This window comes from Sulfitobacter sp. 1A12056, assembly GCF_043558125.1.
In the GTDB taxonomy this organism is placed as follows: Bacteria; Pseudomonadota; Alphaproteobacteria; order Rhodobacterales; family Rhodobacteraceae; genus Sulfitobacter; species Sulfitobacter faviae.
In genome coordinates, this window is the sequence record NZ_JBIFFY010000004.1 from 1 (window position 1) to 14847 (window position 14847).

A 14847-nucleotide genomic window follows, 5' to 3' on the forward strand; every position below is an offset into this window, starting at 1 on the left:
TCTTCATCGGAATCTCCTCGTTCATCCTGCCGAGAAAATTCTACTTCCGCATCCCCTTAAGATCGGGGGGGATTACCGTTGCAGCGTCTCTCATTGTTATGCGCCTCACCGTATCTGGCGCCGCAGCAACCAGACGAAAAACACGCCGCCGATAAGTCCCGTAACGATGCCGATGGGCATATCGTCGGGGGCCATGATGGTTCTGGCCACGATGTCCGCCCATAAAAGGAACACGGCGCCGCATAGGGCTGAGATAGGGAGCAGGCGGCGGTAGTCGCCGCCGACCATTAGGCGCACGATGTGGGGGATCATCAGGCCGACGAAGCCGATCACCCCTGAGAAAGCGACCATGACCCCCGTGATCAGGGCGCCGATGACGAAGATTGTGAGCCGGAAACGCGCCACGGGGATGCCGAGGGTGGTGGCGGTTTCATCGCCGACGGTCATGGCGTTCAGGTGGCCGGACCTGAGCCAGAGGTAGGCGCCGCAGCCCAGCAGGATCACGGCGGGGTAGATGAGTTTGTCCCATCCTGCCAAGCCGAGGCCGCCGAGCATCCAGAACACGACCGTATGTGTGGCCCGTGGATCGCCGAGAAAAATCAGCACATTGGCAGCGGACATGACGATGAAGGACACGGCGACGCCAGCCAAGACCAGCCGGTCGGCGCTGGTGGCGGCCGCGAATTGCGTGACGGCAAGAACGATCAATATCGCCCCGAGCGAGCCGAGGAAGGCGAGCAGGGGGACGGTCAGCCCTCCGAGGAACAGCCCCGTGTGCAGCAGGGCCAGAATGGCGCCAAATGCGCCGCCTGCCGAGATGCCCAGCAGATGCGGGTCTGCTAGCGGATTGCGGGTGACGGCCTGAAGGCTCGCGCCGACGATCGCCAATCCCGCCCCGACCAAACAGGCAAGGATGGCTCTCGGCAGGCGGATGCTCCAGACGATTGCCTCCCGCCCGGCGGACCAGTCCACGGCCACGGCGCCGGGGGCGGCCTTGTTGGCCAAGATGCCCCAGACGGTTTCGACGGGGACCACGACGGCCCCCACGCTCACCGCAATCGACAGCGATGCCAGCAGGATCGCCATGCCGAACAGGCAAGTGATCCACACCCCCCGCGTGGGTTTCCGAGGCGCTATCGATCGCGGTTTAAACGTCATGAATGCTCACTGCCCCCGAAACGCGGTGGCGAGGGTTTTGACCGCTTCGATGTTGCGCGGGCCGGGCGTGGCCTCGACATATTCCAGCACGACGAAACGGTCGTTGCGCACGGCATCGATGTCGGCGAAGGCGGGGTTCTCCATCATGAAGGCGCGCTTTTGATCGGCGGTGACTTCGCCGTAATTGACGATCACGATGACTTCTGGATCGCGCGCGACCACGGCCTCCCAACCGACGGTGGCCCAGCTTTTCTCAAGGTCGTTCATGATGTTCGTGCCGCCTGCGGCCTCGATCAAGGCGTTCGGCATGGCATAGGCCCCGGCGGTGAAGGGCACAACTTCGCCGCTGTCATAGACAAAGACCCGGGGGGCGGTCTCAATCGGGGGCAGCGCCGCTAGGAATGCGTCGAGTTCGGCTTGGTAGCCTTCGATCAAGCTTTCCGCGCGATCCGAGACGTCGAAGATCGTGCCGAGATTGCGCAGATCGTTATACATATCCTCCATCGAGGATGGGGCTTTTTGACCGATATGGATGCAGCTTTCGGTGAGTTCATAGACTTGAATGCCGAAGGGGGCGAGCGTTTCCGGCGTCACCTCGCCGACAGTTCCGGCAGCGCCGCGACACCTGCGGTCATCTCTTGGTCCAGTTTGTTCCAGCCCGAGATGCCGGTATAGCCCACCATGCGGTCTGCGAGGCCGAGCACCAGCATCATCTCAAGCAGGTTCACGTCATTGGCGACCGCGGCTTGGGGCGGGTGATCGAAGGTGACTTCGCGGTCGCAGCTTTGAACGGTGGTCTGGGCAATAGCCGATCCGGCGATCATCAGGGCGGCGAGGGTGGTGAGAGTAAGTTTCATAAGAGTTTTCCGTTTCAATCTGGAAGGGCAAAAGAGAAATGCGCCGCGCCGCTGGGGGTGAGCCGCTCGCGCTGCGCGTCGACGCGAAATGTTTTTGAGACGAGATCATCGGTCAGAACCGTATTTGGCGGGCCGAAGCCCTGCGGATAGCCTTCTTTCAGCACCAGCACCTCGTCACAGATGCCATCGGCCATATTGAGATCATGAAGCGAGACGACGATGGTCATGTTCAATCCGCGGATCAGTGACACGATTTCAAGTTGGTGGCGTATATCGAGGTGGTTGGTCGGCTCGTCCAGAACCAAGACCTGCGGCTCCTGTGCCAAAGCGCGGGCGACCATGACGCGCTGCCTTTCCCCGCCCGAAAGGGTGCCGACATCGCGGTGGGCGAGGGGGCGCAGGCTGAGCCGGTCCAAGACGCGGTCGATGATCTCCTCGTCTTTCCGGCTTGATGTCGAAAACGCCGCGCGATGAGGCGTGCGGCCAAGGCGGACGATCTCCAAGACCGTCAGCCCAAAGGACGACGTCTGTTCTTGCAAGACGGCGGCGATGCGCCGCGCGGCGGCACGGGCGGAGAGGGACCAGATATTATGCCCGCCCACATGGATTGACCCCGTTTGGGGCGGTTGAAAACGGTAGAGCAGGCGCAAGAGGGTGGATTTGCCCGCGCCATTCGGCCCCAACACACCCAGAACGCCACCCGCTGCGACGTTAAAGGACGTCGGGTGTAGAACCGGCTGGCCCGATTTTCCCGGCGCCCAGCTTACATCCTTTACCGCAAGATCGGCGGCCCTCATGAGACGCGCAGGTGGCTGGGTTTCAGCTCGATCATCGCCGCGGGCACCCGCGCAAGGGTGGATTTGCGCAGTTTGCCGGGGCGGTCCAGCGAAGAGCACCAGCCGTCATTCAGTGTGGCATAGTGCTGGGCGAAGGCCACAAGGTCGTCGATGTCTTCGTCAGGGTCGATATCACCAAAGAGGTAGGTCGCCTTTGCGCTGGCATGATAGGCCACCGTGCAGGGGCGTTCGCAGCCCGCCATACAGGCCACGCCCGCGACCTCGAAATCCTCAGGGATCGCCGCGCCGGCTGCCGCGATTGCGGCGCTCAGCCTCTGGATTAGGTCAAAGCCCGGGCGGCAATCCGTGCCTTTGTGTTTGCATGACGTGCAAACCGTAATCCTGTGGTTTTGATGCGTATCCATGTCGACCTCCGCGAACGCGCGGGGGATCGAGCAGCCATGTTCTACAGCAGGGGAGTTTCCCTGTCGCCATCATGTTCTCCTAACCAGACACCCCGTCTGGGTTGAGTTGCAATTACGACCCTCTCGGTGCCGGTGATGGCAGGTCTCCTGACTCGCGGATCGACGCTCGCCCGAACCTTCCCAAGCCTAAAGCTCAGTGGTTTTGCCGGGGTCGCTCACCGCTCACAGTTGCGGGGGCAGTTACGGTTTCGGCGCGCGCTGCTTGCCTTACCGTATTCCCTTTTCATCCCAGACGCCGCTGCGGCGGCTGGAAACCATCGCCATGATCTGTGGCCCAAGAGCCATGCCGGGTCAAGCTGCTATCCCGCCTGTCGCTCAGGCCCATCGCGCCGGGCGCGCAGCATATCGAGGCTGCGGTTCAGTTCGGGGTTGGTCATGTCGCGGGCGATGACGACGATGCGGGACTGCTGGTCGTCCTTTGGCCAGTCGCGCAGGGGGACGGGCGGATCGAAAAGATGCTGCACCCCGTGAAAGACAAAGGGGGTGGGGACGTCTTCCAGATGCACGATGCCTTTGACCCGCAAAAGATCGGACCCGCGCAGCCTGACCAGCGTGTCGAGCCAAAGGTCGAAAGCCTCGGCCGGGATCGGTGCGTCTAGCACGATAGAGGCCGACCCGATCCGCGCATCATGTTGGTGGGTTTGCATCATAGGCGCGGATGCCGAGGGCGCGGCGAAGCCCGAGAGGTTGTCAAGCGGATCGGACTTCTCGACGGGCGTGAGCCATTCCATAACGTTGCTCGCATCAACCGCCCGCCGCATACCGCTGAGCCCCCAGAGCGATGCAACCGGGATAAGCCCGCGTTCGGCCTTGATGATGCGCCGTTTGATTGAGGTCGCGCAGCCTGCCTTCAAAGGCGGCGAGCGCTTGCTGGGTCACCAAGTCGGATTTGCTGAGCACCAGCAGGTCGGCCATCGCCACCTGCGAGACGGCTTCGAACTGCTGATCCAGCGTGTCCGGCCCATTCGCGGCATCGACGATCGTCACCACCCCGTCCACGCGGAATTTGCGGGCCAGATAGGGATCGGCTAAAAAGGTCTGGAGAATGGGGCCGGGATCGGCCAGCCCCGTCGTCTCGATCACGACGCGGTCGAATTGCACGCGCCATGTCTGCCTGCGGCGCTTGAGGTCTTGCAGCGTCCGCGACAGATTCCCCCTGATCGAGCAGCACAGACAGCCCGATTGCATGAGAATGACCTCTTCGTCGGCGGTTTCGATCAGGTCGTGGTCAAGCCCGGCCTCACCGAACTCATTCACGACGACTGCGATTTTGGGGGCCTCTTCGCTTGCGACGATGTGATTGAGCAGCGTGGTTTTCCCCGCGCCGAGGAAGCCGGTCAGCAGGGTGACGGGGATACGTTTGTCGGTGGCGGGCATGGTTTGCGGGCTCTGCTATGGATAATATTGGTAACGTTATAACATCACAATATGTGGTGCAACCCGTAGGCCGATGCCCCGCGCGTGCCAAATCCATGCGCTCAGCGCCCAAATTTTGGCAGGTCCACCTCAAACCGCCCAATCGAAGGGCGTTATTGCTGCGCCGCAGAAAGCGACCTCGGGTTAGGGCTTGTTGCAACGCGCCCTGAAATTGAGGCTGCAGGGGCCTCGCTATGGGGCGGCGCCAAGGGAGTTGTCCGGCAAGGGGGGCATCCGCGCGCGATAACAATAAACGCTGTGTGGAAGAGGCATCATCGCGTCTTTGCTCCTCCGCACACCAAACGGGGATACCGTCATGAAATTTTCCACCAAACGCACAGTCACGGCGACCGCTGCCCTTCTGCTCGCAGGATCAGCCGCCGCTGCGGCCTGCGACGATCCGATCAAGGTTGGCGTGCTGCACTCCCTCTCGGGGACGATGGCCATTTCCGAGACGACGTTGAAAGACACGATGGAGCTTCTGATCGCGCAGCAGAACGCCGCGGGCGGCTTGCTGGGATGTGAGATCGAAGCGGTCGTCGTTGACCCGGCTTCCGACTGGCCCCTGTTCGCGGAAAAGGCGCGTGAGCTTCTCACCGTCTCCGAAGTGGATGTCATCTTTGGCTCTTGGACCTCGGTCTCGCGCAAATCCGCGCTGCCCGTTCTGGAAGAGCTGAACGGCCTGATGTTCTACCCCGTCCAATATGAGGGCGAGGAAAGCTCGCGCAACGTGTTCTACACTGGTGCGGCCCCGAACCAGCAGGCGATTCCGGCCACCGACTATTTCCTTGAGGAACTGGGCGTCGAGAAATTCGCGCTGCTGGGCACTGACTATGTCTATCCCAGAACCACCAACAACATTCTTGAGCAATATCTGCTGGATAAGGGCATCCCCGAAGAGAACATCTTCGTCAACTACACGCCTTTCGGCCATTCTGACTGGTCCACGATCGTGTCGGATGTGGTCGAACTGGGCGCGGATGGCACGCAGGTGGGCGTGATCTCAACCATCAATGGCGATGCGAATATCGGCTTTTACAAAGAACTGGCGGCTGCCGGTATCTCTGCCGATGACATTCCGGTCGTCGCCTTCTCGGTCGGGGAGGAAGAGCTTTCGGGCCTCGATACCGCTGACCTCGTGGGGCACCTCGCGGCGTGGAACTACTTCCAATCGGCTGAATCCGAGCAGAATGACGAATGGGTCGCTGCGTGGAAAGAGGCGATGGGCGAAGACCGGGTGACCAATGACCCGATGGAGGCGCATTACATCGGTTTCAACATGTGGGTGAACGCGGTCACTGAAGCAGGCACCACGGATGTGGATGCGGTGCGTGCGGCGATGTATGGGCAGGAATTCCCGAACCTCACCGGCGGGACGGCTGTCATGCTGCCCAATCACCACCTCGCCAAGCCTGTGTTGATCGGTGAAATCACCGAAGACGGCCAATTCGACATCATCAGCCAGACCGAAGAAGTGCCGGGCGATGCATGGACGGATTTCCTGCCTGAATCGGCGGTTCTGGTCTCCGACTGGAAAGACCTCGAATGCGGCATGTACAACAAAGAGACCGAGACCTGCGTTCAGTTGACTTCAAACTACTGACCCCAAGAGCCGGGCGCGTCCTCAGCCGTGCCCGGCATCCGTTTTGACCACTCCCTCTTCGAAAGCCCCATACCTCATGGTTCGAATGCTGCTCAGCCTGATGTGCTTGCTGGCCTCTGTCGGTTTTGCATCCGCTCAGGACCTCCAGTCCCTTTTGCAGACCCACGAAGCGGAGGTGGTCAAACCCTCGCGTAAATCGGTCGGTGTCCTATTGGACGATCTGGTGGCCTCGGACTTGCCGCAGGTGCCAGTCTTTCTGGAGCAATGGGCCGAGCGGAACGTTTGGCAAGACGATGCTTCGGGCCTGTTCTACTTTGGGGCCGAGGCGGCTGATACACTCGCGCTGCGGGATATCGATACGGGCGAAGAGGCCACTGCGCCCTCGGATGGGTTCAGCCAATTGCGCCCCAATGGTGGCGTGCGGCGGGTCATTGGCACGGCCTTGGTGCAGTTTCAACTGTCCGATCCCGATCCTGCGCGCCGCCGCGCCGCGCTTGAAAGCATCGCGCGTCGCAGCGATGCCAGCCAGCTTGGCCCGCTCCTGGCCTCCCTCGACGGGGAGGATGACCCCGCCCTGCGCGCGCGCAAGGCGCAATTGGCCAATTTCCTGACCGCGCGTTTTGGGCAGGCGGCTGATGAGCGCATCCGCGCGATTGAAAGCCTTTCCTCTGACACCTCCCTCGAAGCGCGGGCGGTGCTGAGCCAGATCCTCTCGGCCAAGACCGGCGTGGCCGAACAGCAGCCCGAGGGGAACATCGCCCGCATTCTTGATCCCACGGCAGCACCCTCGGCAAGTTATGAGACGCTGGTGGAGGCGGGCCTCGCCCCCGCAATCGTGCCACAAGGCGAGATACGCGCGGCGCTGGAGGCCAATATCGTCGATGGCCGGGTGGGCGGCGTCCCTCTGGCGCAATTGGATGACCCGGCGCGGCGTGTGGATGCCTATCGCGCGCTTGCCGAGGCAGGCCGCGTGCCGCCTCTGGTAACGCAGGATGATATCGACACCGCTTTGCAGAACGCGGTCTTTTATGAGCGCTACGAAGAGGAGGACGCCGCGATCACCGGCGCGGCCCGCGCCACGCTCGACGCGGTCGAAACGCGGGTTGGCTGGGCGCAGACGTTGGATTTGACACTCGACGGTCTTTCGCTGGCCTCGATCTATTTCCTCGCCGCGATTGGGCTCGCGATCACCTTTGGGCAGATGGGGGTCATCAACATGGCCCATGGCGAGTTTATCATGATGGGGGCCTATACGGGCTATGTGGTGCAGCTCATCGTTCCCGATTACACGGTGTCGCTTCTGATCGCGCTGCCGCTGGCCTTTGCTGTCACCTTTGGCGCGGGCGTCGCGATGGAGCGGCTGGTGATCCGCCATCTCTACCATCGCCCGCTTGAAACCCTCTTGGCGACCTTCGGCATCTCGATCGCCCTGCAGCAGATCGCCAAGAACATCTTTGGCACGCAGGCCCGCCCGCTGACATCGCCCGAATGGCTGCGCGGGGCGCTGGTAATCTCGGATGTGGTTCAGATCAGTTTCATCCGCATCGCCATATTTGTGCTGGCGCTGATCTTTCTGTTCTTGCTGCTGTATATCCTCAAGCGCACGCGTCTTGGCTTGGAGGTGCGCGCGGTGACGCAGAACCCCGGCATGGCGGCCTCGATGGGGATCAACCCGGATCGCATCAACATGATGACCTTCGGGCTGGGCTCCGGCATCGCCGGGGTCGCGGGCGTCGGCATCGGGCTTTATGCGCAGGTCACCTCTGAGATGGGCACGAATTACATCGTGCAAAGCTTCATGACCGTCGTGGTGGGCGGTGTCGGATCGGTCTTCGGCACGCTGGCGGGCGCGGGGCTGATCGGCTTCCTGCAAAAGGGGATCGAGTGGTTGAACCCCTCCAACACGCTGGCGGCCCAGACCTACATGATCCTTTTCATCATCCTGTTCATTCAATTCCGGCCCAAGGGCATTGTCGCCCCCAAAGGCCGGGCAGCGGCGGATTGAGCCATGACCCAGACGCAGAGCCAACGTAGTTCCTTCATCGAGCGAAATCCTTCGGTTCTCTACTTCCTCGCCGCGCTGGGCCTGTTCACGGCCCTTGTCACGGTGATGTCCGAAGCGGTGGGCACCGGGCTTGTCTCGACCTCTTTCGTCAAGACCTTGGGCAAAACCCTTTGCCTGTGCCTTGTGGCCATCGCAATGGATGTGGTCTGGGGGTATTGTGGCATCCTCAGCCTTGGGCATTTCGCCTTTTTCGGGATCGGGGGCTACGCTATCGGGATGTGGCTCATGTATGCGCGCACCGAGATTATCGTGGCCGACAGCCTCGCCGGTCAGACCATCCCGCCCACGCCGCAGGAGATATCGGACGCCATCGGAAACCAGATTTTCGGGGTTGTCGGCTCATCCGACTTTCCGCTGATCTGGGCCTTTGCGGACAGTCTGTGGATTCAATTGGCCTTCGTCGTGCTGATCCCCGGCGCGCTGGCACTGGTCTTTGGCTGGCTTGCCTTCCGCAGCCGCGTCAATGGGGTCTACCTGTCGATCCTAACCCAAGCCATGACACTCGCGCTGGCGCTTTACCTCTTCCAGAACGACAGCGGGCTGCGGGGCAACAACGGCCTGTCGGGCCTACAAAACATCCCCGGTTTCGCCGATAGTGGGCAAGACGTGGTCTCAATCGTCTTCTTTCTCGCCTCTGCCTTGGCGCTCGCATTGGGCTATCTGTTCTTCGCTTGGATCACCGACAGCAAGCTGGGCAATATCATCCAAGCCATCCGCGACGATGAATCGCGCGTCCGTTTCCTCGGCTATCATGTTGAGAGCTATAAGCTGTTCGTCTTTACCATCACCGCCATTGTCGCAGGCATCGCGGGCGCGCTCTATTACCCGCAGGCGGGCATCATCAACCCGGCTGAGATCGCGCCCATTGCCTCAATCTATCTCGCGGTCTGGGTCGCCATTGGCGGGCGAGGGCGGCTTTACGGGGCGGTCATCGGGGCGGCGGTGGTCTCGCTCCTGTCCAGTTGGTTCACGGGGGGCGGCGCGCCCAGCATCGATCTGGGGGTCTATACGATCCATTGGGTCGACTGGTGGCTGGTGCTGCTTGGTCTCAGCTTTGTACTTATCACGCTGTTTGCGCCCAAGGGCATCGGCGGCCTCTTTGATAAACTGGTGCGCAAGTCATGACTTCTCTTTTGGAAATGTCCGGAATCTCGAAATCCTTTGACGGGTTTCAGGCGATCAAGAACCTCAGCCTTCAGATTGGCGAGCCCGAATTGCGGGCCGTTATCGGCCCCAACGGGGCGGGCAAAACTACCTTTATGGACATCATCACCGGCAAGACGAAGCCGGATGAGGGCTATATTCGTTTCGGCGAAGACAGCCGCTCGCTCATCGGCCTGTCGGAAAGCCAGATCGCCATGCTGGGGATCGGACGCAAGTTTCAAAAGCCCACGGTTTTCGAGGCGCAAAGCGTGCGCGAAAACCTTGCCATGGCGCTCAAGAACCCGCGGGGCACCTTCTCGGTCCTGTTTTATCGCAAAAGTGCCGAGGGGGCGGCGCGACTTGAACAGATCGCCGATGAGATTAACCTGACCGCACATCTCTCCCGCCCTGCCGGAGAGTTGAGCCACGGGCAAAAACAATGGCTGGAGATTGGGATGCTGCTTGCGCAATCACCGTGCCTGCTGCTGGTGGATGAGCCCGCCGCGGGCATGACCGCGCATGAGCGCGAGCACACCACCGACATCCTGAAAAAGGCGGCCGAGACCCGCGCCGTTATCGTGGTGGAGCATGATATGGAGTTCGTGCGGCGGCTGAACTGCAAGGTGACCGTATTGCACGAAGGATCGGTGCTGGCCGAAGGGTCACTGGATCATGTGACCAACAATCAGACTGTAATTGACGTTTATTTGGGGCGCACCGATGCTGGAGATTGAGAACCTGAGCCTGAAATACGGGCAATCCCAGATCCTTCATGACATCACCTTGAACGCCCCCGTGGGGCAGGTGACCTGTGTGACCGGCACGAATGGGGTCGGCAAGACAAGCCTGCTCAAAGCCATCGCCGGGCGGCATCCTTTCTCAGACGGGGCGATCAGGCTTAATGGCGTGGAATTGCAACCGGGGCGTGCGGCACTCTCGGCCAAGGCGGGCGTCGGATATGTGCCGCAGGGGCGTGAGATTTTTCCGCTGATGACCGTGCAAGAGAACCTTGAGACGGGCTTTGCTTGCTTGCCCAAGTCCGAGCGCAGGATCCCGGATGATATCTTTGATCTGTTCCCCGTGCTCGCTGAGATGAAGACCCGGCGCGGGGGGGACCTGTCTGGCGGGCAACAACAGCAGCTTTCCATTGCCCGCGCACTTATCGCGCGGCCCAGCGTGCTGCTGTTGGACGAACCCACCGAGGGGATTCAGCCCAATATCATCCAGATGATTGGCCGCACCATCCGGCTTCTGCGCGATCGGGGGGAGTTGGCCATCGTGCTGGTCGAGCAGAACTTTGATTTTGCCTATAACAACGCGGATCATTTCCACGTCATGCAGCGCGGCCAGATCACCCAATCGATCCCAAAGGCAGAAGCGAAAAGAGAGCAGCTTTTGGATGCGCTTGCGCTCTAGCTGACCCTTCAAAGCGGGATCGCGCAGGACCCAGGCTGAGGGTCCAGGCGCGGAAACCTCCTATTATTGTGGGGGCGCGTGGCAGCAAAGTCTTGACTTCCCGACCGTCAAACGGTGTACCTGCGCGAAACCTGAAATAGCCCTAGGAAGGGACCATCATGCACGCCTATCGCAGCCATACCTGTGCCGATCTGAGCCTTGAGAACAAGGGTGACAATGTGCGCCTGTCCGGCTGGGTGCACCGGGTGCGGGACCACGGCGGTGTGCTGTTTCTGGACCTGCGCGACCATTACGGCATCACGCAGGTGATCTGCGACCCCGACAGCCCGGCCTTCGCCGAGATGGAAAAGGTCCGCGCGGAGTGGTGTGTGCGCATCGACGGCACCGTCAAGGCGCGCGACGAGAGCCTTGTGAACCCCAAGTTGCCCACGGGCGAGATCGAAGTCTACGCGCGCGACATCGAAATCTTGGGCTCTGCCGCGGAACTGCCGCTTCAGGTCTTCGGCGATCAGGAATACCCCGAGGAGACACGTCTGCGCTATCGCTACCTCGACCTGCGCCGTGAGAAGATGCAAAAGAACATGGCGCTGCGCTCTGACGTGGTGGCCTCGATCCGCAAGCGCATGTGGGATCAGAACTTCCGCGAGTTCCAGACGCCGATCATCACCGCCTCCTCCCCCGAGGGCGCGCGCGACTTCCTCGTGCCGTCGCGTCTGCATCCGGGCAAGTTCTACGCCCTGCCACAGGCGCCGCAGCAGTTCAAACAGCTGCTCATGGTTTCGGGCTTTGACAAATACTTCCAGATCGCACCCTGCTTCCGCGACGAAGACCCGCGCGCCGACCGCTCGCCCACCGATTTCTACCAGCTCGACATGGAGATGTCCTTTGTCACGCAGCAGGACGTCTTCGACACGATCCAGCCGGTGATCGCAGGCATCTTCGAAGAGTTCGGCGGCGGCAAGAAGGTCGACGAGACTTGGGAGCAGATTTCCTACAAGGACGCCGCGCTGTGGTATGGCTCCGACAAGCCTGACCTGCGCAACCCAATCAAGATGCAGGTGGTGAGCGAGCATTTCCGAGATTCCGGCTTCGCGATCTTTGCCAAACTGCTTGAGCAAGAGGGTACGGAAATCCGCGCCATTCCCGCGCCCACAGGCGGCAGCCGCAAGTTCTGCGACCGCATGAACGCCTTCGCGCAGAAGGAAGGGCTGCCCGGGATGGGCTATATCTTCTGGCGCGATCAGGGCAACGGAATGGAGGCGGCAGGCCCGCTGGCCAAGAACATCGGGCCTGAGCGCACTGAGGCGATCCGCCAGCAGTTGGGTCTGGGCGTCGGCGACGCGGCCTTCTTCCTCGGCGGCAAGCCGAAGAGCTTTGAGGCCGTCGCAGGCCGCGCGCGTAACGTCATCGGCGAGGAGTTGAACCTCACCGACAAAGAGCGTTTCGCCTTTGCATGGATCGTGGATTTCCCGATTTATGAGCGCGACGAAGAGACCGGCAAGATCGACTTCGAACACAACCCCTTCTCCATGCCCCAAGGCGGGATGGAAGCGCTGGAGGGCGATCCGCTCAAGGTGCTGGGCTATCAATATGACCTCGCCTGCAACGGCTACGAGCTGGTTTCGGGCGCGATCCGGAACCACAAGCCCGAGATCATGTTCAAAGCGTTTGAGATCGCGGGCTACGGCGAAGACGAGGTGCGCAAGCGCTTTGGCGGCATGGTCAACGCCTTCCAATACGGCGCGCCGCCCCACGGTGGCTGTGCCGCGGGCATCGACCGGATCGTCATGCTGCTGGCCGAAGAGCAGAACATCCGCGAAGTCATCCTCTTCCCGATGAACCAGCGCGCCGAAGACCTGATGATGAACGCCCCCTCCGAGCCCAGCAGCGATCAGCTGATGGAACTGGGGCTGCGGGTCATCCCGCAGGAGTGATCCTGTCTGAATGAAACCTCGCCCCCGGCTCAGTCGGGGGTGATATTGCCCGGTAGGATGCCCAGCACCAGAACCGGGCAGCCGCCGCTGCGCCCGGCGGCGATGCGGCTGATCAGCTTGTGGGTGCCGGTGGTGCTGGCCCCGAATTTCGCGCTGACGGTCTTGTCGGTCTCATTGCCGAATTTGTCCAAGCAATTGCCGAGCGATTTGAAAAAGTCGTTCGACAGTTCGCGCGTCACGATGACTCCCACGTCGATCACCCCCGCTTCAAAGAAGCTGCGAAAGGCGTATAGGTCGCGGTCGTAGGTCTGGTCCTTGCTGTTCCACTCATAGTCGAACGCCACCCGGCCGCGCCAGAAATCGACCATATGATTGTGGATGAAGTCTTCGCGGATGATGCGGTCAACCTCCGGCGCGCTGTCGCCCTTGCCCGCGGTGAGCTGCACCAGCAGGTCGGCCTTGATGCGCACCTCTTCGTGGAAATTCTCGGCTGCCGCATATTGCGCGAAACGGGTGGTGGCCGACATGCGGTTGCCCCCCGGCGCGCGGATTTCATCGCGGCTGATGGTGAATTGGCGCAGCACCCGGATGATCGCGGCCAATTCCTCGGGCGCGCGTTGTTGCAGCACGGCGGCGGCGCTGCGGTAGCTGGTGACGGAATAGCGGTCGCGCAGATCGACGGGCAGCAGGTCTTCGACAAGCCTTTCGTCGTCGAAAACCGCGTCGTCGATGCGCCGCGCCAGATTACTCAGCCGCGACACTGGAATTGTAGCTGTAGGTCTTCCAATCGGGCTTGTAATCCGCCTCGGCCTGATTGCCCCAAACGGTCCAACCCTCGCGCACGCCACGCCCGAAGAGTTCGAGGTAGGGGCCCCAAGAGCAGCTTTCGATCAGGTCATATTGCTCATCCGGCTTGCGCGAATGCTCGCGCTTGCGGGTTTGCAGCATGTTCACCTGCCGCCGCCCGGCGTCGAGCGTGCGCACGTTCTTACCACGCACGCCGAAAAGCAAAATCTCGGTCACATTGCGGAAGTAAAACCCCACGCCGCGCCCATCACTGCCGCCATCCTTGCGGATTTTGTGCCAGATGATGTTGGATTTATACTCAAACCCCCAAGCCTTGAGCACCTGCAACCCTTCGGGCAGGAGGGCATTTGGCACCCACATGTAGCAATGCGCGCGGTCTTCGAGGTGATCGGCCACAGGCAGCGCGCAGATATCCTCAACCGTCATCGTGGGATAACGGGCCAAGCGCTTATGCTCGGGCGCGACCTTTCCGGTGCGGTTGGTAAAGCGCCACGGCGGGTCCGCCATGACGCATCCAAACCGGTCTTTGCCCAGAAAGTCGCGTAGGTCTTGTGATGGATTATCGCTCATATCCAATATATTGCGTTCCCTCGGGCTTTCTTGCAACCGCAACCTGCCCGGCGGGGCTGGATATCCACAAGAACGTTAAGGGAACACATTTAGCAGGGAAAAGCGGCTTGGGTCAATCCTCAAGGCTGTCTTCGCGCTTTTCCTCGATGAGTTTGGCTTCCTTTTCCTTACGCTTCAGGAACTTGTCGCCGAAGGCGTCGTTCTGTTCCTCACCGATGACCTTCTTGGCGCGGGTGAAAAGCTCGTCTTCTTCCTCGTCCATGTGATGTTCGTAATCATGCTTGAGCTGCTTGAAACGAGTCAGCCAAGCCGACGAGGACATATCGGTTTCGCGCAATTCCTCCATGATGTCGTCAAGCTGTTGGTGCTCATGCACCGAATGGCGGGCGTGATCTTGGCCCCATGTTTCGGACATCAGCGTGGAATAAAAGGTCTCTTCCTCGGCGGCGGCGTGGGATTTCACGTCATGGTAAAAGCGGTCCCAAGCTTTGCGGCGCTCGGCGCTATCGCCTTCGGTGTCAGCGATGGTGTTCAACAGGGCGCGGTGTTCATCATGATCTTCTTTGATCGCGTCATAGATAGAGGGCATGGGAAATCCTTTGGTGTTACCTGTGGCT

At 61.0% G+C, this 14847-nt stretch carries 14 protein-coding genes, 1 pseudogene and 1 riboswitch; of the genes and pseudogenes, 6 read left to right on the top strand and 9 right to left on the bottom strand.

The features are described 5' to 3' along the window. Positions 1–105: 105 nt before the first annotated feature. The 6 genes and pseudogenes from ACGYLD_RS09755 to ACGYLD_RS09780 form a co-directional block, all read right to left on the bottom strand. The gene (locus ACGYLD_RS09755) at positions 106–1086 is read right to left on the bottom strand and encodes an iron ABC transporter permease (RefSeq protein WP_271693858.1); all 981 of its coding nucleotides are present in this window, start codon (positions 1084–1086) and stop codon (positions 106–108) included. Between the two features lie 78 nt (positions 1087–1164). Beyond that, positions 1165–2015 (bottom strand): annotated as a pseudogene (locus ACGYLD_RS09760) (ABC transporter substrate-binding protein). Between the two features lie 14 nt (positions 2016–2029). Then, a complete protein-coding gene (locus tag ACGYLD_RS09765; protein ID WP_271692379.1) occupies positions 2030–2812 on the bottom strand; it encodes an ABC transporter ATP-binding protein in 783 nt (260 codons plus the stop codon). Then, positions 2809–3216, bottom strand: a complete 408-nt coding sequence (locus tag ACGYLD_RS09770) for a DUF1636 domain-containing protein (protein ID WP_271692378.1) — start codon at positions 3214–3216, stop codon at positions 2809–2811. The genes ACGYLD_RS09765 and ACGYLD_RS09770 overlap by 4 nt, the downstream gene beginning before the upstream one ends. Before the next feature lie 119 nt (positions 3217–3335). After that, a riboswitch (cobalamin riboswitch) is annotated at positions 3336–3550 on the bottom strand. Between the two features lie 25 nt (positions 3551–3575). Then, positions 3576–4007, bottom strand: a complete 432-nt coding sequence (locus ACGYLD_RS09775) for a GTP-binding protein (protein WP_394402359.1) — start codon at positions 4005–4007, stop codon at positions 3576–3578. A gap of 13 nt (positions 4008–4020) precedes the next feature. Further along, a complete protein-coding gene (locus ACGYLD_RS09780) occupies positions 4021–4653 on the bottom strand; it encodes a CobW family GTP-binding protein (RefSeq protein WP_394402362.1) in 633 nt (210 codons plus the stop codon). Between the two features lie 355 nt (positions 4654–5008). Between ACGYLD_RS09780 and urtA the strand changes: the two genes are divergently transcribed. The 6 genes from urtA (at position 5009) to aspS (ending at position 12853) form a co-directional block, all read left to right on the top strand. Then, a complete protein-coding gene (gene urtA, locus ACGYLD_RS09785; protein ID WP_394402365.1) occupies positions 5009–6295 on the top strand; it encodes an urea ABC transporter substrate-binding protein in 1287 nt (428 codons plus the stop codon). A 76-nt stretch (positions 6296–6371) separates the two neighbouring features. Beyond that, entirely contained in the window at positions 6372–8300 is a 1929-nt protein-coding gene (gene urtB / locus ACGYLD_RS09790) for an urea ABC transporter permease subunit UrtB (protein WP_394402368.1), read from the top strand. A 3-nt stretch (positions 8301–8303) separates the two neighbouring features. Next, positions 8304–9485: an urea ABC transporter permease subunit UrtC gene (gene urtC / locus ACGYLD_RS09795; protein WP_271692374.1), complete on the top strand. Its 1182-nt coding sequence runs from the start codon at positions 8304–8306 to the stop codon at positions 9483–9485. Then, positions 9482–10237, top strand: a complete 756-nt coding sequence (gene urtD, locus ACGYLD_RS09800) for an urea ABC transporter ATP-binding protein UrtD (protein WP_271692373.1) — start codon at positions 9482–9484, stop codon at positions 10235–10237. Before urtC ends, urtD begins: the two co-directional genes overlap by 4 nt. Next, entirely contained in the window at positions 10224–10919 is a 696-nt protein-coding gene (gene urtE / locus ACGYLD_RS09805; protein WP_271692372.1) for an urea ABC transporter ATP-binding subunit UrtE, read from the top strand. Before urtD ends, urtE begins: the two co-directional genes overlap by 14 nt. A gap of 158 nt (positions 10920–11077) precedes the next feature. Beyond that, entirely contained in the window at positions 11078–12853 is a 1776-nt protein-coding gene (gene aspS / locus ACGYLD_RS09810) for an aspartate--tRNA ligase (RefSeq protein ID WP_271692371.1), read from the top strand. A 29-nt stretch (positions 12854–12882) separates the two neighbouring features. Here aspS and ACGYLD_RS09815 read toward each other — a convergent pair whose 3' ends face one another. The 3 genes from ACGYLD_RS09815 to ACGYLD_RS09825 all read right to left on the bottom strand — a co-directional run bounded on the left by ACGYLD_RS09815 (position 12883) and on the right by ACGYLD_RS09825 (position 14819). After that, complete coding sequence (locus tag ACGYLD_RS09815; protein WP_271688922.1) at positions 12883–13614, bottom strand: BglII/BstYI family type II restriction endonuclease; 732 nt, start codon at positions 13612–13614, stop codon at positions 12883–12885. Then, positions 13598–14230 carry an MT-A70 family methyltransferase gene (locus tag ACGYLD_RS09820; RefSeq protein ID WP_067261508.1) on the bottom strand — a complete coding sequence of 211 codons (633 nt, stop codon included), beginning with the start codon at positions 14228–14230 and terminating at the stop codon, positions 13598–13600. Before ACGYLD_RS09820 ends, ACGYLD_RS09815 begins: the two co-directional genes overlap by 17 nt. Positions 14231–14342: 112 nt before the next feature. Continuing rightward, a complete protein-coding gene (locus ACGYLD_RS09825) occupies positions 14343–14819 on the bottom strand; it encodes a hemerythrin domain-containing protein (protein ID WP_067261510.1) in 477 nt (158 codons plus the stop codon). Positions 14820–14847 lie beyond the last annotated feature (28 nt).

Bases quoted from the DNA above. Each gene is read 5' to 3' on its own strand.
- ACGYLD_RS09755 (WP_271693858.1), bottom strand. From the start codon at position 1,086: ATGGCGATCCTGCTGGCATCGCTGTCGATTGCGGTGAGCGTGGGGGCC.
- ACGYLD_RS09765 (WP_271692379.1), bottom strand. From the start codon at position 2,812: ATGAGGGCCGCCGATCTTGCGGTAAAGGATGTAAGCTGGGCGCCGGGA.
- ACGYLD_RS09770 (WP_271692378.1), bottom strand. From the start codon at position 3,216: ATGGATACGCATCAAAACCACAGGATTACGGTTTGCACGTCATGCAAA.
- ACGYLD_RS09775 (WP_394402359.1), bottom strand. From the start codon at position 4,007: ATGGAATGGCTCACGCCCGTCGAGAAGTCCGATCCGCTTGACAACCTC.
- ACGYLD_RS09780 (WP_394402362.1), bottom strand. From the start codon at position 4,653: ATGCCCGCCACCGACAAACGTATCCCCGTCACCCTGCTGACCGGCTTC.
- urtA (WP_394402365.1), top strand. From the start codon at position 5,009: ATGAAATTTTCCACCAAACGCACAGTCACGGCGACCGCTGCCCTTCTG.
- urtB (WP_394402368.1), top strand. From the start codon at position 6,372: ATGGTTCGAATGCTGCTCAGCCTGATGTGCTTGCTGGCCTCTGTCGGT.
- urtC (WP_271692374.1), top strand. From the start codon at position 8,304: ATGACCCAGACGCAGAGCCAACGTAGTTCCTTCATCGAGCGAAATCCT.
- urtD (WP_271692373.1), top strand. From the start codon at position 9,482: ATGACTTCTCTTTTGGAAATGTCCGGAATCTCGAAATCCTTTGACGGG.
- urtE (WP_271692372.1), top strand. From the start codon at position 10,224: ATGCTGGAGATTGAGAACCTGAGCCTGAAATACGGGCAATCCCAGATC.
- aspS (WP_271692371.1), top strand. From the start codon at position 11,078: ATGCACGCCTATCGCAGCCATACCTGTGCCGATCTGAGCCTTGAGAAC.
- ACGYLD_RS09820 (WP_067261508.1), bottom strand. From the start codon at position 14,230: ATGAGCGATAATCCATCACAAGACCTACGCGACTTTCTGGGCAAAGAC.
- ACGYLD_RS09825 (WP_067261510.1), bottom strand. From the start codon at position 14,819: ATGCCCTCTATCTATGACGCGATCAAAGAAGATCATGATGAACACCGC.